A 20,303-nucleotide genomic window follows, 5' to 3' on the forward strand; every position below is an offset into this window, starting at 1 on the left:
CCCCTGGACGAGGCGCTGGGAATGGTTAACCGAGTGTTGACGGAACGCGCACCGGATCGGGTTTCGTGAGCCGGTCCTGGCAGCTCGGCACCGGCCTCGTGCTGACGGCGCTCGCTGGATACGTCGACGCCCTCGGCTTCGTGCGCATCGGCGGCCTCTACACCTCGTTCATGAGCGGCAACACCACGCAGCTCTCGGTCTTCCTCGGGCACGCCGACTTCGCGCACGTGGTGCTGCCGGCGGTCCTGATCGGCGGGTTCCTCGCCGGCGCGGTCCTCGGCAGCGGGCTGTCGATCCTGGTCCCCTTCCCCTGGGCGACGCCGGCGGTGCTCGGCTACGAGGCCTTGCTGATCCTGGCCGCCCTCGGCGTCGGCCTCGCGATCCCGGAGCTCGGCATCGCCTCGTTCTTCATGGCGGTGGCGATGGGCTCGCAGAACGCCGTGCTGGCGCAGGTGAAGGGGTTTCGCGCCGGCACCACCTTCGTCACCGGAGCGCTGTTCAGCCTCGGGCAGAAGATCGCGCAGGCGCTCACCCGCACCGGGCCGCCCTTCGGCTGGGTCGGGGACGGGGCGGTCTGGGCCGCCCTCCTGGTCGGCGCCCTCGCCGGCGCCGTGGCCTATGCCCGCCTCGACCTCTATGCCCTGGTGATCCCGGCGGCGATATCGGGCGTTCTCGCGCTGGTCGCCGCGATCTTCGCGCTCCGCCACCGCGCGATGATGCCCGAGCCGCCCGCCGCCTGATCCCGTTCCGCACCCGTCCTGTCCGCCTTCGTTCCGATCGAGTCGCCCGATGAGCAACACCTCGCTGACCACCCACGTCGCGCCGATCGAGGCCGGCGCCCACGTCGTCGCCGCGCACTTCGTGAAGGACGCGCTGCTGCTGGCGCTCGGCGACGGCACGATCGTCCTGAGCCGCGACGGCACCTCGAGCCGCCTCGCCGCCCATCCCGAGGCCGGCATCCTCGCTGCCGCCGGCGATGCTAACCGCCTCGTCACCGGCGGCGACGACGGGCGCGTCGTGGCGATCGGGGCCGACGGCACCCTGTCCGAGGTCGCCACCGCCAAGGGCGGCGCCTGGATCGATGCGCTGGCGCTGCACCCCGACGGGTCGGTCGCCTACGCCGCCGGGCGCAGCGTGGTCGCCCGCGACGCCAAGGGGCGCGAGCGGACCCTCACCGCCCCCTCCACCGCCCGCGGCCTCGCCTTCGCCCCGAAGGGCTACCGGCTGGCGGCGTCGCACTACAACGGCGTCTCGCTCTGGTACCCGAACCACGAGACCCCGGCCGAGATGGTCGAGTGGAAGGGCTCGCACATCGACGTGACGTGGTCGCCCGACGGGCGCTTCGTCGTCTCGACCATGCAGGAGAACGCGCTGCACGGCTGGCGCCTGCAGCCGGACCGCGGCCACATGCGGATGTCCGGCTACCCGGCCAAGGTGCGCTCGGTGTCGTGGTCGTCGGACGGGCACTGGCTCGCCACCAGCGGCGCGGAGGCCGCGATCGTCTGGCCGTTCGATTCGAAGGAGGGCCCAACCGGCAAGGCCCCGCGGGAGTGCGGGGTGCGCCCGGCCCGCGTCTCCCGCGTCGCGTTCCACTCCAAGGCCCTGGTGCTGGCGATGGGCTACGAGGACGGCTGCATCCTGCTCGTGCGCTTCACCGACGCATCGGAGCTGCTGGTCCGCCCGGCGGTGAAGGGCAGCGCGATCTCGGCGCTCGCCTGGGACGCGAAGGGCGGGCGGCTGGCCTTCGGATGCGTCGACGGCGCGGCGGGCCTGCTGACCCTGCCGGCCTGAATCCGACCGGGTTCTGGAACTGCCGCCGTCGCCGTGCTCTTCTGCAACGACCATTTCGACGAGGCGATGCCGTGTTCCGTGTCTTCCGCACCCTCGGTCTGGCGCTCGGCCTCCTCGGCGGCGGGCTGGCGGCGCAGGGCCCCGAATTCGCCCAGCAATACGCCCAGCGCCTCGGCGGCGCCCTCGACGAGCTGAAGCGCGAGATCGCGACGCTCGATTCCGACGCCAAGGCCACCGGCAACACCCGCGACGGGGCGGTCGACCGGCTTCGCACCAACCCCGACACCCTGGTCGCGCGGCGGGGCGAGGCGGCGCGCTACGACATCGAGCGGCTCGCCCGGCTTTCGGCGCAGCAACAGGCGCTGGCCTCGGCCACGAGCCCGCTCGGGCGGCTCGCCGCCGTGATCCGCGACCCGGACGTGCCGCTCGCCCGCGCCACCTACCAGGATTACGACCCGGCGCTGCCGACCACGACGGACGGGGTGGTGGCCGGGCTGCTCGGGTTCCTCGCCGCCTGGGGCGGCTGGCGCGTGCTGTCCGACGTCGGTCGCCGCGTGGTCCGCCGCCGGCCGCGGACGGAGGTCACGACCGCCTGAGGCGGGCGACGTCGGCGCCCCTGTGTGGCCGGGCGTCTACAGCCCCTAGCGCGCGGCTTGCTTAAGCGGGAAGGCAAGGACGGGCGCGGCCGGGTTTCCCGGGCACGTCGCCGTCACGCTGGTTTCGAGTCGCACCATGGCGCGCCCATCCACCCAGACGATCGACCCGGCGCTCGATGCGGCCGCGCTCCTGCGCCGCGTCGGGTTCTTCGGGCTGTTCGTGATCGTGCCGGTGGTGGCGCAGGTGGCGCGCCGCGCCACGGTGATCCTCGCCCCGATCGCGGTCGCGCTGCTGATCATCGCCAGCGCCATCGACGGGCGCCAGCGCCCGCTGCTGTCGGGCAGCGCCCGGCTGCTGCGCGCGCCGGCCTTCCTAGCCGGCCTGCTCGTGCTGGTGTGGATGGCGCTGTCGCTGGTCTGGACGCCGTTCCCCGGCGCCGCCTCCGAGCGCTTCGCCAACCTCGTCGCGACGATCCTGCTGACGCTTGCCGGCTACATGGCGCTGCCGGACCGGATGCGCTCGGCCAACCTCTACCTGCTGCCGCTCGGCGTCACCGCGGCGGCGATCGTCGCCATCGTGCTCGGCCTGTTCGGCGACACCCTGATGCGCGGCGTGCCCGACGACGACAACGCGCTCGATCGCGGCCTCACCCTCCTGGCCTTGCTGCTCTGGCCCTCGGTGGCGTGGCTGCGCTCGCGCCGGCGCGACCGCGAGGCGCTGGGCCTCGCCGTGGTGGTCGCCGTGGCGCTGGCGGTCTCCCCGAACGTCGGGCAGATCGCGGCCCTGGCGATCGGCGCCCTCGCCTTCGCCGTGACGAGCTTCCGGCCGCGCCTCGGCGTCGGCCTCACCGCGGGCCTGGCCGCCGGCCTGCTTGCCGTGGCGCCGCTGCTGCCGTTCCTGGCGCGACCGATCGGCGCCGCCCTGTTCGGGCCGCTCAGCCCCGGCGTGCTGACGCTGAAGAGCTGGCAGCGGATCGTGACCACCGAGCCGGTCCGGCTGATCACCGGCCACGGCTTCGAGACGGCGCTGCGCGGCCGGGTCTTCGGGTTGATCCCGGTGAACGCCCCGAGCACGGCGCTGTTCGCCATGTGGTACGAGCTCGGCGTCGTCGGGGCGCTCGCCGCCGCCTTCGCCCTCTACGCTTCGATTCGCCGGGCGGGCCGCGACGTGCCGCTGCTGGTTCCCGGGGCGATGGCGGGCTTCGCCGCCGCCTTCACCATCGCCTGCATCGGCGTCGGGCTCACGGTGGTGTGGTGGCTGACGACGCTCGCCATCACCATCCTGGTCTTCGTCGCGATCGAGCGCGGCCAGTTCCGCACGCGGCGCCCGAAGGTCAGCCGCCTGAAGCTGCCGACGCCGGGCGAGCCGCCGCGCGCCTGACGAGTCAGAGGTCGGCCGCCGCCTCGATGCCGGCCATGTCGGCGTCCGAGAGCCCGACATGGTGGCCGATCTCGTGGATCAGCACGTGGGCGACGAGGTGGCCGAGCGTCTCGTCGTGCTCGGCCCAGTAATCCAGCAGCGGCCGGCGATAGAGCCAGACGGTGTTCGGCATCTGGCCCGTCACGGTCTCGCCCGCCTGGGCCAGCCCGATGCCGCGGAACAGGCCGAGCAGGTCGAACTCCGAGTCGCAGGCCATTTCGGTCAGCGCGTCGTCGTCGGGAAAATCGTCGACGACGATGCGGACGTCCTTCGCCAGCGCCCGGAATTCCGCCGGCAGCGCGGCGAAGGCCGCCTGGGCCAGATCCTCGATCTCGGCGAGGCTCGGCGCCTTGGCGGCGGCGAGGCTCACGCGGCGTCCTTCGCCACCGGCAGGACGCAGCTGCGCAGGAAGCCGGCGAGGTCGTTGGTGATGTGGTCGATATGCGCCTCCCGCACCGCCTCCTGCTCGAACGCCTCGCGGTAGGGGTCGATCGCGGCCGGAACCACCAGGACGGTGGCCATCCCCATCTGGTGGGGCACCGCGAGGTTGCGGGCGATGTCCTCGAACAGGGCCGCCCGCGTCGGGTCGACCGCATGCTGCGCGAGGAAGCGCTCGTAGGTCGCGCGCTCGGGCTTGGGCACGAAGTCGGCGGCGGCGATGTCGAACACGTCCTCGAAATGGTCGAGGATGCCGAGGCTCTTCGCGACGTTCTCGGCGTGCCTGCGGGAGCCGTTCGTCAGGATCAGCTTGCGCCCGGGCAGCCGCTCGATCGCGTCGCCCAGAGCCGGGTCAAGCCGGATCGTCGCGTGGTCGATGTCGTGTGCGAAGTCGAGGAAGGCGTGCGGGTCGACGTTCTCCTCGACCATCAGCGCCTTCAGCGTCGTGCCGTAGCGGTGGTAGAAATACTTCTGCAGCGCGCGCGCCGAGAGCCCGTCGAGGCCGTAGAGCTGCATCACGAACAGCGTGATGCGCTCGTCCACCTGCGGCCACACCATGGCGTCGCTCGGATAGAGGGTGTTGTCGAGGTCGAACACCCAGGTGTCGACGGCCTCGAAGCCGCGCGCATCCGGGGCCGTCACGTGGCTCTCGCCGGGTATGGTTCTGTTCGAGATGTCCGGTCTCCGAAAATGACCGCGGGGCGCGATGCGGTCGCCCGGGCCGAAGCACGACCCAGGCGCTTTCGATGGTGCGTTCGTCCGTCAGCTTCGGCGGATCAGGGTGCCGGCGCCGTAATCGGTGAAGAGCTCGAGTAGCACCGCGTGGTTGACCTTGCCGTCGAGGATGACGACCGCCTCGACGCCCTGGTCGATCGCGTAGATGCAGGTCTCGATCTTCGGGATCATGCCGCCGGTGATGGTGCCGTCGGCGATCAACCGCCGGCAATCCTCGACCGTCAGCTCCGGGATCAGGTTCTTGTCCTTGTCGAGCACCCCCGGCACGTCGGTGAGCAGCAGCAGGCGCTTGGCCCGCAGCGCGCCGGCGATGGCGCCGGAGAAGGTGTCGGCGTTGACGTTGTAGGTCTTGCCGTCGGCACCGTACGCCACCGGCGCCAGGACCGGGATCAGCTCCGCCTTGAGCACCGCGTCGAGGACGCCGCGCTCGACATGCTCGGGCTCGCCGACGAGGCCGAGGTCCACCGTCTGCATCTCCCGGCTCTCGGGGTCCATCACGGTCTTCGACGCCCGCTTGGCGCGGACCATGTTCCCGTCCTTGCCGCACAGGCCGATCGCCCGGCCGCCCTCGGCCGAGATCCAGCCGACGATCTGCTTGTTGATCGACCCGGCCAAAACCATCTCGACCACCTCGACGGTGGCCTCGTCGGTGACGCGAAGGCCGCCGCGGAACTCGGATTGGATGCCGAGCCGGTCGAGCATCCGGCCGATCTGCGGGCCGCCGCCGTGGACGACGATCGGCTTCACGCCCGACTGCTCGAGCAGCACGATGTCCTCGGCGAAGTCCTCGGCCGCCGAAGCGTCGCCCATGGCATGCCCGCCATACTTGATGACCACGATCTCTTGGTCGTAGCGCTGCATGTGGGGCAGCGCCTGGGCCAGGACTTCGGCACGGACGTGCACGTTGGGCAGTTCGGTCATCGGCATCCTTTCGCGCCGGCATCGCGACGCGCGGGCTTCTACAGGAACGCGGGCGAACCGCGAAACGCGGTCACAGGCCGAGGTCGCTCAGGCCCGGATGGTCGGCCGGGCGCGGTCCTTGCGGCCAGTGGAACTTGCGCTCGGACGCGTCGATCGCGACGTCGTTGATGCTGGCCTCGCGGCGGCGCATCAGGCCCGTTTCGGTGAATTCCCACTGCTCGTTGCCGTGCGAGCGGAACCACTGCCCGGACGCGTCGTGCCATTCGTAGGCGAAGCGCGCCGCGATCCGGTTCTCGTGGAAGGCCCAGACCTCCTTGATCAGGCGGTACTCGCGCTCGCGCTCCCACTTGCGCGTCAGGAACGCGGCGATCGCCGGCCGCCCGGTCAGGAACTCGGAACGGTTCCGCCACCAGCTGTCGGGGGTGTAGGCGAGCGACACCCGCTCGGGATCGCGGGTGTTCCAGGCATCCTCGGCGCCGCGCGCCTTCTTCGCCGCGGACAAGGCGTCGAACGGCGGCAGCGGTGGGCGCGTCTCGGTCATGCTGGAACGGTCTCCTGTTGCCGATGCCCGATTGTTCGCGGGCCGTCGGGCCACGTCAATGCGCCGGATGGCGGCTCAGGCGCCGAGCCCGAGCATCAGGCCGATGTTCTGCACCGCCGCCCCGGAGGCGCCCTTGCCGAGGTTGTCGAGGCGCGCGACCAGCACCGCCTGACGGTGCTCGGCCGAGCCGAACACCCGCAGCTCGAGGCGGTCGGTGTCGTTCAACGCCTCCGGCTCGATCTGCTCCTTGTGCGCGCCGGTGGTGGCGCCGATCACCACCTGCACCAGCGCCTGCCCCGCGTACCAGCGTGCGAGCGCGTCCTCGAGATCACCGGCGGACGGACGGCCCGGCAACGCGTCGAGATGGAGCGGGATCGAGACCAGCATGCCCTGCCGGAACGCGCCGACGGACGGGATGAAGATCGGCCGGGCGGTGAGCCGGGAATAGGCCTGCGTCTCCGGCAGGTGCTTGTGCGCGAAGCCGAGGCCGTAGAGCAGGAACGGGGCCGCGGAGCCGGCCTCGTAGGCCTCGATCATGCTCTTGCCGCCGCCGCTGTAGCCGCTGACCGCGTTGATGCTGACGGGGGAGTCGGACGGGATCAGGCCGCCCTCGACCAGGGGCCGCAGCAGCGCGATCGCGCCGGTGGGATAGCAGCCGGGGTTGGCGACCCGGCGCGCGGCGGCGATCGCTTCCGCCTGCCCCGGGGCCATCTCGGCGAAGCCGTAGGTCCAGCCCGCCGCGACGCGGTGGGCGGTGCTGGCATCGAGCACGCGGGGGCCGCCGCCGGGCAGCGCGTCGCAGAGCGCCACCGTCTCGCGGGCGGCGTCGTCCGGCAGGCAGAGCACCACGAGGTCGACCTCGGCGAGCAGCGCCCGCTTCACGCCGGCATCCTTGCGGTCGGCATGCGCGATGCTGCGCAGGATCACCTTGCCGTCGCGCTCCAGGCGCTCGCGGATGCCGAGCCCGGTGGTGCCGGCCTCGCCGTCGATGAACACCGTCGGCTTGTGGTTCTCGCCCGCCATCGTCGTCGCACCCCCGAATCCGGCCGCCGCCGGCGCGTCGTGTCGCGGTGCGGGAGGTGGCCGGTGCGTGCCGGCCTGTCAATGCCGGGCGTCATCAACAGGCCATCGCATCACCGCCGGAACGGGGCCGGCGTGCTCTCGTTGTTGGCAAAATCCACGACGACGGGTGATCGAGCGATGTCCGAGACCGCGAAGAAGACCGACCCCAAGCTTTGGGAGAAGACCAAGGACAAAGTCACGAAGAGCGACAAGGGCGGAAAGGCCGGCCAATGGTCGGCCCGCAAGGCTCAGCTCGCGACCCAGGAATACAAGAAGGCCGGCGGCAGCTATGCCGGCAAGAAGACCGACGACAACCATCTCAAGCAGTGGACCGACGAGGCATGGGACACGAAGTCCGGCAAGGAGAGCGGCAAGACCGGGGAACGCTACCTGCCGAAGAAGGCGCGCGAGGCGGTCTCCGACGAGCAGTACGACCGCTCGACCGAGAAGAAGCGCAGCGACACGGCCAAGGGCAAGCAGTTCTCGAAGCAGCCGAAGGACGTGGCGAAGAAGGCCGCCGCGGCGCGCAAGTCCGCCTCCGGCGAGACCAAGGCCGACCTGATGAAGAAGGCCAAGGCGCAGAAGGTCGCCGGGCGCTCGAAGATGTCTAAGGCCGAGCTGGAGAAGGCCGTCCACGCCTGAAACGGAGTGGTTCGACGGCCTGCTCCATCGGACGCCCTTCGAAGCGCCGCGCGATAAGCGAGCCGGCGGTTCGACCAAACCAAGAAAAAAGGCGGCTCCGCGAGGAGCCGCCTTTTCCTTTGTCCGACCGGGCCGATCAGCGCTTCGAGAACTGGAAGCTGCGGCGGGCCTTCTTGCGGCCGTACTTCTTGCGCTCGACCACGCGGCTGTCGCGGGTGAGGAAGCCCTCGCGCTTCAGCGGCGCGCGCAGCTCCGGCTCGTAGTAGGTCAGCGCCTTCGAGAGGCCGTGGCGCACCGCGCCGGCCTGGCCCGAGAGGCCGCCGCCGGCGACCGTGACGGTGATGTCGTACTGGTCGACGCGGTTGGCCACCGTGAGCGGCTGGCGCAGGATCATCCGCAGGACGGGACGGGCGAAGTACACCTCGACCGCGCGCTTGTTGATGACGACCTTGCCGGTGCCGGGGCGGATCCAGACGCGGGCGACCGCGTCCTTGCGCTTGCCGGTGGCGTAGGCGCGGCCCTGGGCGTCGAGCTTCTGGACGTGGACGGGGGCGGCGTGCTCGTTGTCGAGGCCGCCGGCGTTCGACCGGTTGAGGTCGGAGAGGGACTGAAGCGTCGCCATCTTAAGCGCTCACGTTCTTGCGGTTGAGGACGCCGACGTCGAACGTCTGCGGCTGCTGGGCCTCGTGCGGGTGGCTGGTGCCCTTGTAGACCCGGAGGTTGCCCATGATCTGGCGGAACAGCGGGCCGCGGGGCAGCATGCGCTCGACGGCCTTCTCCACGACGCGCTCGGGGAAGCGCCCTTCGAGGATGAACTTGGCCGACCGCTCCTTGATGCCGCCGGGGAAGCCGGTGTGGTGGTAGTACACCTTCTGGACGTATTTGCGCCCGGTGAACTTCACCTTGTCGGCGTTGATGACGATGACGTTGTCGCCGCAATCGACGTGGGGGGTGTAGGCGGGCTTGTGCTTGCCGCGCAGACGCAGGGCGATGATCGAAGCCAGACGGCCGACGACGAGGCCCTCCGCGTCGATCACGATCCACTTCTTGTCGACGTCGGCGGGCTTCAGCGAAAAGGTTTTCATAAGCCGAATTCCGTTGGCGCTCGGTGGTGTATCGAAAAACGAGCCGCCGCCGCGTCGGGGGACGCGGCGGCGTTGGGCGCTGGATAGACGGGCCGAGGTTCGACGTCAAGCCGTTTCGCGGGCGCGCATCGTCCGAAAAGCGAAGTTCTGGAAGGGGTTCGGCCTGGTGGTATCAGGATACCGCAAAGCGGGAACCGGTGCTGTTACGCCGGCTGCGGACGCAGCGCCTCAATCCGTTCCGCCGCCGCGCGGGGCGATGGTGAACTTCTGCACGCCCTTGGCCGCGAGCACCGGCTTCTTCGCGCTGATGATCCGCGAGTTGACGCCGGTCCAGCCGATCTCGCCGGACAGGCGGCCGTACTCGATCTTCGGGCAGCGGTTCATGATCACGGTGACGCCGCGCGCCTCGGCGCGGGCGGCGGCCGCGTCGTCGCGCACGCCGAGCTGCATCCAGATCGTCTTCGGCAGCGGGTCCAGCGCCAAGGCCTCGTCGACGAGGCCGCCGGCGGCGGCGGAGTTGCGGAAGATCTCGACCATGTCGATCGGTTCGCCGATCTCGGCGATGGACGCGGCCACCGGGCGCCCGAGCAGCGTCTGCCCGGCGAGCCCCGGATTGACCGGCGTCACCGCGTAGCCGCGATCGAGCAGGTACTTCAGCACGATCCAGCTCGGCCGCGCCGGATTGGCCGAGGCGCCGACCAGGGCGATGGTGCGCGTCGCCCGCAGCGTGGCGCGGATATGCGCGTCGGCGTAGCGGTCGTGGCGGGTGGCGAGGCCGTCGGGAACCTGGTCGAGGGTCGGGATCATCGGGCTTGGCTTCTTCTTCGGATCGCAGCCCGCTCTGCTTACGGCTGCGCGCGGATCGGGTCGACCCGGTGCACGGTCTCGGGTCGTTCCGGCGGTCGATCCCCCGGGTGTCGGCCATCGCCGTGCCGGCGGCGGCGGGCCCCGCGCCACGGGTCCACGTCGCGCGGGGCATCGCGCGCCGCATTCGGCGCCAAGCGCGGCAATTAGGTCGCTTGATTGCCGGGCGTCCCGCGCAACTTTGCTGGCATGAGCCCGAACGTCCCGTCCGCCCCCTCCCCGCCGCCGACCTTGTTCTGCCTGCACTTCCTCGGCGGCAGCGCACGGGAATGGGCGCAGGTCGCCGATCGCCTCGGCGCCGCGGTCGCGTGCGTTCCGATCGACCTCCCCGGTTTCGGCGACGCCGCCGACGTGCCGGGCTACGACGTCGCGGCGATGGCCGATCACGTCGCGGGCAAGATCCGTGCGGCGGCCCCGGCGCGCTGGCTGATCGCCGGGCACAGCATGGGTGCCAAGGTGGCGCTCGCGCTGGCCCGCCGCGCCGAGGACGGCGAGGCGGGGCTGGACGGTCTCTCCGGCCTCGTGCTGCTCGCGGGATCGCCGCCGAGCCCCGAGCCGATGGAAGAGGCGCGCCGCGAGACGATGATCGCCTGGATCGGAGCCGACGCGGCGACCCGGAAGGCGGAAGCCCGGGCCTTCATCGAGAGCAACGTCGGCTCTCCCCTCCCCGCCGAACGCGCCGAAGCCGCGGTCGCCGTCGTGCTGCGCGCCGCGCCGGCGGCCTGGCGGGCCTGGCTCAGCGACGGAAGCCGCGAAGATTGGTGCGAGCGCATCGGCATCCTGCGCACCCCGGCCCTGATCCTCGCCGGTGGCGAGGACGGCGACCTCGGGCCGGAGGCGCAGGCCGCGCTGATGGCGCCGCATCTCGGTTCATCGCGCCGTGTCACCCTCGACGGCGCCGGACATCTGCTGCCGATCGAGCGGCCCGACGCGGTCGCCGACCTGATCCGCGCTCACGCGGCCGCACCCGACACGACGTTTGCCGAGGCACCTGTGATCGACGCGGCGTATGCGAGACTGATCGCGTCGGACCGGGTCAACAGCCGCCTGCGCGACGCCTTGCGCGCGCGGGCCGAGCCCGACGATCCCGGCTATCGACCGCGGGCCCTCGACGCGATCGAGCTCGCGATCCTGCGCGCCCTCGTCGCCCGCGTCCTGCCGCAGGCCGCCGGGATCGACCTCGCCGCCCGCATCGACGCGCGGCTCGCGAGCGGCCGGGGCGACGGCTGGCGGTTCTCCGCCCTGCCGCCGGACGCATCGGCCTACAAGACCGCGCTTCGCAGCCTCGACGCTGCGGCGGGCGCCGACGGTCGGCGCTTCCTCGCCCTCGACGGCGCGGCGCAGGACGACCTGCTCCGGGCGATCGAGAAGGGCGTCCTGCCGGGCGGATCGGCGCTCGGCTTCGCGCCGGAGCAGCTGACCGTCTGGTTCGAGGACCTGTGCGCTGACGTGGTGCGCACCTGGCTCGCCCATCCGGCGGCGCTCGCCTGGATCGGGTTCTCCGGCATCGGTGCGGGCGGCGACGGGGCCCGGCCGGTGGGCTTCACCAAGGTCGGATTGGGCGAGCGCGAGGGCTGGGAGCCCGTCGCGTAGGGTGGGGACGGACGATGAACCTCGATTCTATGACGCGCTACGCGACCGACGAGGTCGTCGATGCGGTGGTGATCGGCACCGGTGCCGGCGGCGCGCCGCTGATGGCGCGCCTCGCCGCCGCCGGATCGCGCGTGGTCGCCCTCGAGGCCGGCCCGAACTTCGACCCCAAGGGCTTCGCCTTCGACGAGACGCTCGCCGACGAGATCTACTGGACCGACGAGCGCCTGAGCGGCGGCTCGACCCCGGAAGCCTTCGGCGGCAACAACAGCGGCACGGGCGTCGGCGGCTCGACCCTGCACTGGGGCGCGTTCTGCCCGCGCGCCGACCAGCGCGATTTGATGATCCGCACCGAGACCGGCGAGGGCGTCGACTGGCCCGTGAGCTACGACGAGCTGCTGCCGTTCTACGAGCGCGTCGAGGCCTTCATCGGCGTCTCCGGCCCGCAGAGCTATCCGTGGGACGCGAGCCGTCGCTACCCCCTCGCGCCGGTGCCCCGCAACGCGTCGGCGCAGATCATGGCGCAGGCCTGCGAGGGTGCGGGCATCCGCGCGACCGATGCGCCCGCGGCCGTGGTCTCCCGCGACTTCGCGCAGGAGGGCGGGGGCCTGCGCCCGGCCTGCATCAATTGCGGCTACTGCCACCAGGGCTGCCGCAACGGCGCCAAGACCAGCATGGACGTGACCTACCTGCCCCTGGCGGTGGCCCACGGCGCCGAGATCCGGTCCGAGGCGCGGGCCCACGGGTTCGAGCGCGATCGCGACGGCCGGATCACCGCGGTGGTCTACCGGCAGGGCGGCGTCGACCGCCGCCAGCGTTGCGCGCAGGTGTTCCTCTGCGCCGGCTCGGTCGAGACCGCGCGGCTGCTGCTGCATACGGGGCTGGCCAACGGCAGCGGGCAGGTCGGGCGCAACTACATGGGTCACGTCGCGACCCAGGTCTGGGGCACGTTCGACGCCGAGACACGGCCCAACCGGGGCTACCCGTCATCGTTGATCACCGAGGACATGATCCGGCCGAAGGACGCCGACTTCGCCGGCGGCTACCTCGTCCAGAGCCTCGGCGTCGCGCCGCTGACCTTCGCCAACTCGGTGGCCCGCGGCCGCAAGCTCTGGGGCAAGGCGTTCGGCGACTACCTGGCGGACTACAACCACGTCGCCGGCATCGGCATCAACGGCGAGACCCTGCCGTGCGATGCCAACCGGCTGACGCTCTCCGACGAGACCGACGCCCTGGGCATGGGCAAGGCGACGATCGATTTCGGCTACGGCCACAACGAGGAGCGGCTGAACGCCCACGCGACGAAGCTGATGATCGACCTGTGGACGCGGGCCGGCGCCCGCGACATCTGGGCGCTCGACCGGGTCGCCCACACCATCGGCACCTGCCGCATGGGGCATGACAGCGACAACGCGGTCGTGGACCCGTTCGGGAAATCCTTCGAGGTCCCGAACCTGTGGATCTGCGACGGCTCCACCTTCCCGAGCTCGCTCGCGGCGAACCCGGCCCTGACCATCATGGCTCTCAGCCTGCGCAGTGCCGAGAAGGTGCTGAGCGGGGCCTGATCCGACGGGGCGCGCCGGCGGCGGGCCCCGTCGGAGCGACCGATCGCGCGACGTCAGGCTGCGATCGCCTCGGGCTTCGGGGCGGGGGCGTCCATGGCCCGCATGTAGACGTCGAGCAGCGTCTCGTGCTCGTCGCGCGCATCCTGGTCGAGCTTGCGCAGGCGGATGATCTCCTTGAGGATCTTCACGTCGAGGCCCTCACCCTTGGCCTCGGCGAAGATCTCCTTCTTCGCCTCCATCAGCGCCTTGATCTCCTCGTCGACCTGCTCGACCCGCTCGATGATGGAGCGGATGCGGTCGCCGGCGATCCCAATCGTGTCGGTCATCCAAGAACCTCTGTTCGCGAGAAGCCACGGCCGGCTCGTCGCGCATCGGGGTGAGCGAACGGTTAAGGCGAGATCGCACGCCGCCGCACGAGGGATCTGGATTTTCGGCCGGGGACCGGCTATATCAGGGGTGCGGTTGATGACCGGTTCGTAATAACGTTTCAGGACCCGGAGGGCAGTACTCCGGCGCCTCCACCACGAACGCAGCGGGCGACGCCTGACGGAGCTGCGTTTCTGATGGGGGCGAAATAGGTTCGACTGGGCGGTAAAGGGATCGCGAGTTCAGCTTCACTCCGGTGAGGTACGATGCGACTGTCGGTAGGGACTCGACCGGTTCGACGCGGGCAACCCCCGTTTCGGGCACCTGACCAAATCCTAAATGCCAACGATAACGTTGTCATGGATGCCCGCCTCGCGGCGTAAGCATCTTGCGGTAGGGTAACCGTCGAAACAGAACCCGGGGCTTCGGCCCTGGGACCCACCTTTCCCTTCTCGTCGGCGTTCGCGTGCTCGATGCGCCAGGCCACCCGGCCCGGCATGTGCGCTCGCAGCCCCGCCGTCTCGAGAAACGGCGGGGCCGAGCGCTGCGAAGCCCTCAGCGCTTCTTGTTGGCGTTGTGGTGCCCGACGGCGCAGCCCGCGGCCGCACCCATCTTGCCGTGGCCGGCCATATGGCCCGCGACGCCGCCGACGATGGCACCCTTGATGCAGCCCTTGGCCTCGGCCGGTGCGGATTGGGCGAGCGCGCCGAGGGCCAGCAGGCCGGCGAGGATGGCGATCTTCATGAGCGTTGGTCTCCTTGGATGTGGAGACCGAACGAGCGGGACGCCGACAGCGTTCCGGACTGCTTTTTTCCGGTCTTCGATGCAGGGCCGCCATGCGCGCATCGAGCGACATGAATTGACACCGCGCGAAAACCCGCGACATCACGGGGCTTGATCGCACTGACACAGGAAGGCGCACGTGGCTCGTCCCGAACTCGGTACCAAACGGATCTGCCCGACGACCGGCAGGAAGTTCTACGACCTCGGTCGTGATCCGGTGGTTTCCCCCTATTCCGGCGAGGTCGTCCCGACCGCCGCCCTCACCCCCTTCGCCAGCCGGTCCGCGCCGATCGCCGCCCGCAAGGATCCGGTCGCCGACGACGACGAGGCCGATGCCGCCGGTCCGGAACTGGTCTCCCTTGACGAGGTCGAGGCCGAGGAGACCGAGAAGGATACCGACACGGACACCGAGGGCGACGACGTCATCGAGCCGGATGCCGACGGCGAAACCGCCGACGACGACACCCTCGTGGTCGACGACGAGGACGACGACACCACCGATCTCGTCGACGTCGAGGAAGACGACGACGATTGAGCGTTCGCAACGGGTCGGGTCGGCTCGATCCCCGCGATAGGATCCGGCTCGATGCACCCCCGGTGCGTCGAGCCGATCGCATGTCGGGATGAGCGATCGTCGGCGTCCTCCTAGGAACGTGTCCGAAACGACGCCTCGGCCAAAAAAAAAGGGCCCCCTGCGGAGCCCTCGCTTCGTTCGTCGATCATTCCACGAAAGCGGAATGGTGGGCGCGACAGGGATCGAACCTGTGACCCCTTCCATGTCAAGGAAGTGCTCTCCCGCTGAGCTACGCGCCCTCGCCGAAGCCGTTTCGCTTCGGTGTGGGGGGCCTATAGCCTCCGCCGTTCGGTGGCGCAAGCCGCATTGGACGATTGAGGCCGCGAAGCCTGCCACCTGAGACGGCCGCCTGTCCGCTCGCCCGGTCTGGCGGCGCTGCAACGACCACGGAAATGCGCTATGGCGCGGTCCCGGGCGGCGCGCGACGCCTCGCTCAGGACTGGGCCCGGAGCACGGGCGCGGCAGCGATGGAACATGCGGTTCTTGATCGACTACGACAACGGCGACGTGATCCGCGGCTGGATCGTCCCGGACAACCCTCTGGCGGTGAGCCGGGTCGTGGTCTCCGTCGAGGGCCGGCGGTTGGCTGAGGTCGCGGCCACGATCACCGAGCCTGCCTTCCAGCACAACGGCTGGCACTCGACCGGGCAATGCGTCTTCGAGCTGCGGGACGCCGAGGTGCCGGGCCTCTCGACGATGCCGGTCCTCGAACTCTACGACGCCGACACCAACGTGCTGGTCCACCGGCGCGTGCCGCGCGAGCGCCTGATCGACCGGCGGGTGCTCCTGATCAACACCGGCATCCACGCCGAAGTCGGCCTGCAGAACGCGCTGTTCCCGTACTTCCAGCAATCCTACTTCGGCATCCACAAGCTGTCCGACGAGATCGTGAGCAGCGTTCTGGGAAACATGACGCCGACGTCTCAGCTCCTGTCCGGCGCGCTGGTGGTGCCGCGCTACGAGCAGTACTTCCCACCCGAGCGCATGCTGTCGGCGATTCTGGTCCAGGACCCGTACGTCGAGATGGCGACGCGCATGCTGTGGCTGAAGGCGCGGACCGCGGCCGAGGAGGATGCCGGCTGGCGGATCGGCCGCTACGCCGAGGCGGCCCTGTTCGTCGACGCGTACGATTACGCCGACCCGAAGAGCCTGAAGCGCTTCTTCCGGATGCTCCCGGAGCCGGCCTATCACCTCCTCTACAATCCCCTGTCCCGCCAGCTCGGCACGCGCCTGCCCGACGACCGTCTGCACCCCGGCAATTCCATCGTCGCGATCGAGATCCTCGCGCGCCTCGGCATCGTCGGGCACAGGACCTACTTCAAGGCCTTCGCCTCCACCCTGTTCGACCAGATCGGGCTGGAGGGCATTGTGCCGATGCCGGCGCCGGTTCCGATCTCGAACGAGGCGCTGGCCTTGGCCGAGCGCCTCCGCGCGGTGAAGGCGGTCGCCGACATGCTGGTGTTCGACATCGCCATGTCGGACGCGGTGCTGATGTCCCTCGCCAAGAGCTGGAATAACTGAGGTGGCGGAGATCGAGGCTACCGTCCTCGGACGCGGACCGACGCGGACGCTCGCGATGCAACGCGACGCGGACGGGCTGCGCCTCGACCTTGCAGGGTTAGGCCTCGACGGGACCTGGGTGACCATCACGCTGTACGACGACCCGGCCGCCCCCCGCGAGGCACGCCCGCTGATGAGCCTCGTCGTCACCGACGATGCCCGGCCCGGCGTGCCGCTCGCCGACGAAGCCATCGGCGGCGGCGTCTCCGCCTGGACCGGCCAGGTCCCGGCCGCGATCCGCGCCCTACGGATAGCGAACCTCGCCGGCGGCAGGCCGCCGCATCCGAGCCGGATCACCATTCGACGCCGCACGCGTCCGGCCCTGGTCGCCCGCGCCTTCGCGCGTGCTCCTGGGCTCGCGGTGCAGGCCGTGTACTGGCGCAGCCTCGGCAAACGGCTGCGCGGGCGCGGGTTCCTCGATCGGGCGCTGCGGTACCGGACCGAGAGCGGCTATGCCGCTTGGATCCGGCGAGCCGACACCCTGGACCCGGCCGAGCGCCGCCGCATCCGGGCGGAGGTCTCGGCCTGGGAAACGCCGCCGCTGATCTCGATCCTGATGCCGGTCTACGATCCGGCTCCGAAGGTCCTGCGCACGGCGCTGCTTTCGGTCCAGGCCCAGCTCTATCCGCATTGGGAGCTCTGCGTCGTCGACGACGCCTCGACCGACCCGGCGGTCCCGAGGCTGCTCGAACGGTTCGCCGCTTCCGATCCCCGGATCCGCGTGGCGCGCCGGTCGGAGAACGGGCACATCGCCCGCGCGACCAACGACGCGCTGGCGGCGGCGCAGGGCCCGTTCTGCGCCTTCCTCGACCACGATGATGCGCTCCCCGCCCATGCCCTCTACGAGGTTGTCCGGGCGATCCGCATCGATCCCGACCTCGTTCTGATCTACAGCGACGAGGACAAGATCGATCGCCGCAGCAACCGCTTCGAGCCGCACTTCAAGGCCGACTTCGATCGCGAGCTGCTGTACGGGCAGAACTACATCAACCACCTGACCGTGATCCGCACCGAGGCCCTGCGCGCCGTCGGGGGCCTGCGCCCCGGCTTCGAGGGCAGCCAGGATCACGACCTGCTCCTTCGCCTCACCGACGGGCTCGATCCCGCCCGGATCCGGCACATCCCGGCGGTGCTGTATCACTGGCGGGCGGCGGGCGGTTCGGGCACCTTCTCTGACCGGGCGCTCGCCCGCGCCGAGGCGGCCCGCCTCCAGGCGCTCGCCGAGGTCGTCGCCCCTTGGGGCGGCCGGGCCGAGCGTGGGCCCGCAGGCTTCAACCGGCTGGTGCGCCCCCTCCCCGATCCTGTACCCCGTGTCTCGGTGATCATCCCGACGCGGGACCGTGCCGAGTTGCTGCGCGTGACCCTCGACGGCCTGTTCGGTCGGACCGCTTATCCGGCGATCGAGGTCATCGTCGTCGACAACGACAGCCGGGAGCCCGAAACCCACGCCCTGTTCACACGATACCGGGACGATCCGCGCCTGCGTGTCCTCCCGGTTCCCGGCGCGTTCAACTTCTCGGACCTGTCGAACCGCGGGGCGGCGGCCGCGACGGGTTCGGTGCTGCTCTTCCTCAACAACGACGTCGAAGTGATCGAGCCGGGCTGGCTCCGGGAGCTGGTGTCGATCGCGCTCGCGCCCGACATCGGCGCGGTCGGCGCCAAGCTGCTCTACCCGGACGGGACGCTGCAGCACGGCGGCGTGATCCTCGGGATCGGGGGCGTCGCCGGTCACAGCCATCTCGGGCTCGACGGTACCGAGCCCGGCTATTTCGGGCGGATGACGATGGCGCATGAGGTTTCGGCGGTCACGGGGGCGTGCCTCGCAATGCGCGCCGACGTCTTCGCCGCCCTCGGCGGCTTCGACGCCGAGGATCTCAAGGTTGCCTTCAACGATGTCGACCTCTGCCTGCGCGTGCGCGCGGCCGGCTACCGGATCGTGTGGACGCCCTTCGCCGCCCTCGTCCACCACGAGTCGAAGAGTCGCGGTCCGGAGGACACGCCGGAGAAGTGGGCGCGGTTCGAGCGCGAGACGGCGGTGATGCAGGCGCGCTGGGGCGCGCGACTGCGCGCCGATCCCTACTACAACATCAATCTGTCACGGATTTCCGGGCATTACCGGCTCTGAGCCGTGGCCGGGATCGTGGGCCGTGCGAGAAGTCGACGCAGGTCTGCGGCCTTCCCCGGCACGCGTTCCGATGCGGGCGCTCTCCGGCCTGTTCCCTGGACGTCCGATCCGGGGTAATGCTGCAGTGCAATCGGCGATCGCACCCGAGCCGACGACGGAGGTTGCATGCGAATCGTCATGGTCGGGTCGGGGTATGTCGGCCTCGTCTCCGGGACCTGCTTTGCCGATTTCGGGCACGAGGTGGTGTGCCTGGACAAGGACCCGGCCAAGATCGAGGCGCTGCGCGCCGGTCGCATGCCGATCTACGAGCCTGGCCTCGAGGCGCTGGTCGCCGAGAACGTGCGCAGCGGCCGGCTCGGCTTCGGGCTGGACCTCGCTGCGGCGGTGGCCGAGGCGGATGCGGTGTTCATCGCGGTCGGCACGCCGTCGCGCCGCGGCGACGGGTTCGCCGACCTGAGCTACGTCTACGCGGCCGCCCGCGAGATCGCCGCCGCGCTCACCGGCTACACGGTGATCGTCACCAAATCGACGGTGCCGGTCGGCACCGGCGACGAGGTCGAGCGCATCATCCACGAGGTGCGGCCCGATGCCGCCTTCGGGGTCGTGTCCAACCCCGAGTTCCTGCGCGAGGGAGCGGCGATCGACGACTTCAAGCGCCCCGACCGCATCGTCATCGGCACCGACGACGCGCGCGCCGAAGGCGTGATGCGCGAGGTCTACCGGCCGCTCTACCTCAACGCCGCGCCGATCCTGGTCACCGGACGGCGCACGGCCGAGCTGACCAAGTACGCCGCCAACGCGTTCCTGGCCACCAAGATCACCTTCATCAACGAGATCGCCGACCTGTGCGAGCAGGTCGGTGCCGACGTGCAGGAGGTCGCTCGCGGGATCGGCCTCGACAACCGCATCGGCGCGAAGTTCCTGCATGCCGGGCCGGGCTACGGCGGCTCGTGCTTCCCCAAGGACACGCTGGCCCTGGTGAAGACCGCGCAGGATGCCGGGACGCCGATGCGGCTGGTCGAGACGGTGGTCTCGGTCAACGACCAAAGGAAGCGCGCAATGGCGCGCAAGGTGATCCAGGCCTGCGGCGGCTCGGTGCGGGGCAAGACGATCGCGCTGCTCGGCCTCACCTTCAAGCCCAACACCGACGACATGCGCGATGCGCCCTCGCTCGCCATCGTCGCGGGGTTGCAGGATGCCGGCGCCACCGTGCGCGCCTACGATCCCGAGGGGATGGAACAGGCCCGCCCGCTCCTGCCCGACATCGCCTACGCCGAGGATCCCTATTCCTGCGCGGAGGGCGCCGACGCCCTGGTGCTGGTGACCGAGTGGAACGCGTTCCGGGCGCTCGATCTCGAACGCCTGCGCGCCACCATGGCCGAGCCGGTCCTCGTCGACCTTCGCAACGTCTATCGCGTGCAGGATGTCGAGCGCCTCGGCTTCCGCTACGCCGGCGTGGGGCGTGCGTCCGATCGCCGAGCGCGGCTGGATTGAGCCGGCAATCCGCGCCTCGCAATGGCGATCGCATCGCCGACCTGGGGACAGGCGGCACGTCGCTGCGACGTGCGGCAATGATGCAGCGGTCTCAACACAAATTCACCCGGTTTCATCGGCTCAGATGCGGGGTGATATCAGTGTGCGGCAA

The 20,303-nt window shown here is 70.5% G+C and carries 21 protein-coding genes, 1 tRNA gene and 1 other RNA gene; 12 read left to right on the forward strand and 11 right to left on the reverse strand.

What is annotated here, in order from left to right:
• The first annotated feature begins 65 nt into the window (after positions 1–65).
• The 4 genes from FV230_RS08480 to FV230_RS08495 all read left to right on the forward strand — a co-directional run bounded on the left by FV230_RS08480 (position 66) and on the right by FV230_RS08495 (position 3,768).
• Positions 66–740 carry a YoaK family protein gene (locus FV230_RS08480; protein ID WP_147842042.1) on the forward strand — a complete coding sequence of 225 codons (675 nt, stop codon included), beginning with the start codon at positions 66–68 and terminating at the stop codon, positions 738–740.
• Positions 741–789: 49 nt separating this feature from the next.
• On the forward strand, positions 790–1,791 hold the full coding sequence (locus FV230_RS08485; protein ID WP_147842043.1) for a WD40 repeat domain-containing protein: 1,002 nt from the start codon (positions 790–792) through the stop codon (positions 1,789–1,791).
• A 71-nt stretch (positions 1,792–1,862) separates the two neighbouring features.
• The gene (locus FV230_RS08490) at positions 1,863–2,387 is read left to right on the forward strand and encodes a DUF2937 family protein (protein WP_147842044.1); all 525 of its coding nucleotides are present in this window, start codon (positions 1,863–1,865) and stop codon (positions 2,385–2,387) included.
• A 136-nt stretch (positions 2,388–2,523) separates the two neighbouring features.
• On the forward strand, positions 2,524–3,768 hold the full coding sequence (locus FV230_RS08495) for a peptide ABC transporter permease (RefSeq protein WP_147842045.1): 1,245 nt from the start codon (positions 2,524–2,526) through the stop codon (positions 3,766–3,768).
• A gap of 4 nt (positions 3,769–3,772) precedes the next feature.
• Here the strand turns inward: FV230_RS08495 and FV230_RS08500 are convergent, their stop codons facing one another.
• The 5 genes from FV230_RS08500 to argC all read right to left on the reverse strand — a co-directional run bounded on the left by FV230_RS08500 (position 3,773) and on the right by argC (position 7,465).
• Positions 3,773–4,177 carry a metallopeptidase family protein gene (locus tag FV230_RS08500; protein WP_147842046.1) on the reverse strand — a complete coding sequence of 135 codons (405 nt, stop codon included), beginning with the start codon at positions 4,175–4,177 and terminating at the stop codon, positions 3,773–3,775.
• Positions 4,174–4,887, reverse strand: a complete 714-nt coding sequence (locus FV230_RS08505) for a pyrimidine 5'-nucleotidase (RefSeq protein ID WP_246694797.1) — start codon at positions 4,885–4,887, stop codon at positions 4,174–4,176. The genes FV230_RS08500 and FV230_RS08505 overlap by 4 nt, the downstream gene beginning before the upstream one ends.
• Before the next feature lie 120 nt (positions 4,888–5,007).
• A complete protein-coding gene (argB, locus tag FV230_RS08510) occupies positions 5,008–5,907 on the reverse strand; it encodes an acetylglutamate kinase (protein ID WP_187274658.1) in 900 nt (299 codons plus the stop codon).
• 64 nt (positions 5,908–5,971) lie between these two features.
• Positions 5,972–6,442 carry a nuclear transport factor 2 family protein gene (locus FV230_RS08515; protein WP_147842048.1) on the reverse strand — a complete coding sequence of 157 codons (471 nt, stop codon included), beginning with the start codon at positions 6,440–6,442 and terminating at the stop codon, positions 5,972–5,974.
• 75 nt (positions 6,443–6,517) lie between these two features.
• Positions 6,518–7,465, reverse strand: coding sequence for an N-acetyl-gamma-glutamyl-phosphate reductase (gene argC, locus FV230_RS08520; protein WP_147842049.1), 948 nt, complete (start codon positions 7,463–7,465; stop codon positions 6,518–6,520).
• A 177-nt stretch (positions 7,466–7,642) separates the two neighbouring features.
• Here argC and FV230_RS08525 point away from each other — a divergent pair, with 177 nt between their 5' ends.
• A complete protein-coding gene (locus tag FV230_RS08525) occupies positions 7,643–8,146 on the forward strand; it encodes a hypothetical protein (protein WP_147842050.1) in 504 nt (167 codons plus the stop codon).
• A gap of 136 nt (positions 8,147–8,282) precedes the next feature.
• Here the strand turns inward: FV230_RS08525 and rpsI are convergent, their stop codons facing one another.
• The 3 genes from rpsI to FV230_RS08540 all read right to left on the reverse strand — a co-directional run bounded on the left by rpsI (position 8,283) and on the right by FV230_RS08540 (position 10,038).
• The gene (rpsI, locus tag FV230_RS08530; RefSeq protein WP_147842051.1) at positions 8,283–8,768 is read right to left on the reverse strand and encodes a 30S ribosomal protein S9; all 486 of its coding nucleotides are present in this window, start codon (positions 8,766–8,768) and stop codon (positions 8,283–8,285) included.
• Position 8,769: 1 nt separating this feature from the next.
• Positions 8,770–9,231 (reverse strand): 50S ribosomal protein L13, encoded by a 462-nt coding sequence (gene rplM, locus FV230_RS08535; protein ID WP_147750196.1) that lies wholly within the window; start codon positions 9,229–9,231, stop codon positions 8,770–8,772.
• Between the two features lie 228 nt (positions 9,232–9,459).
• The gene (locus FV230_RS08540; RefSeq protein WP_147842052.1) at positions 9,460–10,038 is read right to left on the reverse strand and encodes a CoA-binding protein; all 579 of its coding nucleotides are present in this window, start codon (positions 10,036–10,038) and stop codon (positions 9,460–9,462) included.
• A 246-nt stretch (positions 10,039–10,284) separates the two neighbouring features.
• Here FV230_RS08540 and FV230_RS08545 point away from each other — a divergent pair, with 246 nt between their 5' ends.
• Together FV230_RS08545 and FV230_RS08550 are read left to right on the forward strand one after the other, a co-directional pair.
• Positions 10,285–11,688, forward strand: coding sequence for an alpha/beta hydrolase (locus tag FV230_RS08545; protein WP_147842053.1), 1,404 nt, complete (start codon positions 10,285–10,287; stop codon positions 11,686–11,688).
• A gap of 14 nt (positions 11,689–11,702) precedes the next feature.
• Positions 11,703–13,250: a GMC family oxidoreductase gene (locus FV230_RS08550; protein ID WP_147842054.1), complete on the forward strand. Its 1,548-nt coding sequence runs from the start codon at positions 11,703–11,705 to the stop codon at positions 13,248–13,250.
• Between the two features lie 53 nt (positions 13,251–13,303).
• Here FV230_RS08550 and FV230_RS08555 read toward each other — a convergent pair whose 3' ends face one another.
• Positions 13,304–13,576 carry a DUF2312 domain-containing protein gene (locus FV230_RS08555; protein WP_147726140.1) on the reverse strand — a complete coding sequence of 91 codons (273 nt, stop codon included), beginning with the start codon at positions 13,574–13,576 and terminating at the stop codon, positions 13,304–13,306.
• 93 nt (positions 13,577–13,669) lie between these two features.
• On the opposite strand from FV230_RS08555, the gene ssrA reads away from it, so the two are divergent.
• Positions 13,670–14,041: a transfer-messenger RNA gene (gene ssrA / locus FV230_RS08560) on the forward strand.
• A 130-nt stretch (positions 14,042–14,171) separates the two neighbouring features.
• On the opposite strand, the gene FV230_RS08565 is transcribed toward ssrA, so the two are convergent.
• Positions 14,172–14,360 (reverse strand): hypothetical protein, encoded by a 189-nt coding sequence (locus tag FV230_RS08565; protein WP_147842055.1) that lies wholly within the window; start codon positions 14,358–14,360, stop codon positions 14,172–14,174.
• A 178-nt stretch (positions 14,361–14,538) separates the two neighbouring features.
• Between FV230_RS08565 and FV230_RS08570 the strand changes: the two genes are divergently transcribed.
• Positions 14,539–14,934, forward strand: coding sequence for a TIGR02300 family protein (locus FV230_RS08570; RefSeq protein WP_147842056.1), 396 nt, complete (start codon positions 14,539–14,541; stop codon positions 14,932–14,934).
• 203 nt (positions 14,935–15,137) lie between these two features.
• Here the strand turns inward: FV230_RS08570 and FV230_RS08575 are convergent.
• Positions 15,138–15,212: transfer RNA gene (locus FV230_RS08575), tRNA-Val, on the reverse strand.
• 235 nt (positions 15,213–15,447) lie between these two features.
• On the opposite strand from FV230_RS08575, the gene FV230_RS08580 reads away from it, so the two are divergent.
• The 3 genes from FV230_RS08580 (at position 15,448) to FV230_RS08590 (ending at position 20,152) form a co-directional block, all read left to right on the forward strand.
• The gene (locus tag FV230_RS08580; RefSeq protein ID WP_147842057.1) at positions 15,448–16,494 is read left to right on the forward strand and encodes a hypothetical protein; all 1,047 of its coding nucleotides are present in this window, start codon (positions 15,448–15,450) and stop codon (positions 16,492–16,494) included.
• 55 nt (positions 16,495–16,549) lie between these two features.
• Positions 16,550–18,658 carry a glycosyltransferase family 2 protein gene (locus FV230_RS08585; protein ID WP_147842058.1) on the forward strand — a complete coding sequence of 703 codons (2,109 nt, stop codon included), beginning with the start codon at positions 16,550–16,552 and terminating at the stop codon, positions 18,656–18,658.
• A 165-nt stretch (positions 18,659–18,823) separates the two neighbouring features.
• Complete coding sequence (locus FV230_RS08590) at positions 18,824–20,152, forward strand: UDP-glucose/GDP-mannose dehydrogenase family protein (RefSeq protein WP_147842059.1); 1,329 nt, start codon at positions 18,824–18,826, stop codon at positions 20,150–20,152.
• The last annotated feature ends 151 nt before the right edge of the window (positions 20,153–20,303 follow it).

It is taken from the genome of Methylobacterium sp. WL6 (genome assembly GCF_008040095.1).
Taxonomy (GTDB): domain Bacteria; phylum Pseudomonadota; class Alphaproteobacteria; order Rhizobiales; family Beijerinckiaceae; genus Methylobacterium.

Coding starts and splice junctions, on each gene's coding strand:
- FV230_RS08485 (WP_147842043.1), top strand. CDS start 790: ATGAGCAACACCTCGCTGACCACCCACGTCGCGCCGATCGAGGCCGGC.
- FV230_RS08495 (WP_147842045.1), top strand. CDS start 2,524: ATGGCGCGCCCATCCACCCAGACGATCGACCCGGCGCTCGATGCGGCC.
- argB (WP_187274658.1), bottom strand. CDS start 5,907: ATGCCGATGACCGAACTGCCCAACGTGCACGTCCGTGCCGAAGTCCTG.
- FV230_RS08515 (WP_147842048.1), bottom strand. CDS start 6,442: ATGACCGAGACGCGCCCACCGCTGCCGCCGTTCGACGCCTTGTCCGCG.
- argC (WP_147842049.1), bottom strand. CDS start 7,465: ATGGCGGGCGAGAACCACAAGCCGACGGTGTTCATCGACGGCGAGGCC.
- FV230_RS08525 (WP_147842050.1), top strand. CDS start 7,643: ATGTCCGAGACCGCGAAGAAGACCGACCCCAAGCTTTGGGAGAAGACC.
- rpsI (WP_147842051.1), bottom strand. CDS start 8,768: ATGGCGACGCTTCAGTCCCTCTCCGACCTCAACCGGTCGAACGCCGGC.
- rplM (WP_147750196.1), bottom strand. CDS start 9,231: ATGAAAACCTTTTCGCTGAAGCCCGCCGACGTCGACAAGAAGTGGATC.
- FV230_RS08540 (WP_147842052.1), bottom strand. CDS start 10,038: ATGATCCCGACCCTCGACCAGGTTCCCGACGGCCTCGCCACCCGCCAC.
- FV230_RS08545 (WP_147842053.1), top strand. CDS start 10,285: ATGAGCCCGAACGTCCCGTCCGCCCCCTCCCCGCCGCCGACCTTGTTC.
- FV230_RS08550 (WP_147842054.1), top strand. CDS start 11,703: ATGAACCTCGATTCTATGACGCGCTACGCGACCGACGAGGTCGTCGAT.
- FV230_RS08555 (WP_147726140.1), bottom strand. CDS start 13,576: ATGACCGACACGATTGGGATCGCCGGCGACCGCATCCGCTCCATCATC.
- FV230_RS08565 (WP_147842055.1), bottom strand. CDS start 14,360: ATGAAGATCGCCATCCTCGCCGGCCTGCTGGCCCTCGGCGCGCTCGCC.
- FV230_RS08580 (WP_147842057.1), top strand. CDS start 15,448: ATGCGGTTCTTGATCGACTACGACAACGGCGACGTGATCCGCGGCTGG.
- FV230_RS08585 (WP_147842058.1), top strand. CDS start 16,550: ATGCAACGCGACGCGGACGGGCTGCGCCTCGACCTTGCAGGGTTAGGC.
- FV230_RS08590 (WP_147842059.1), top strand. CDS start 18,824: ATGCGAATCGTCATGGTCGGGTCGGGGTATGTCGGCCTCGTCTCCGGG.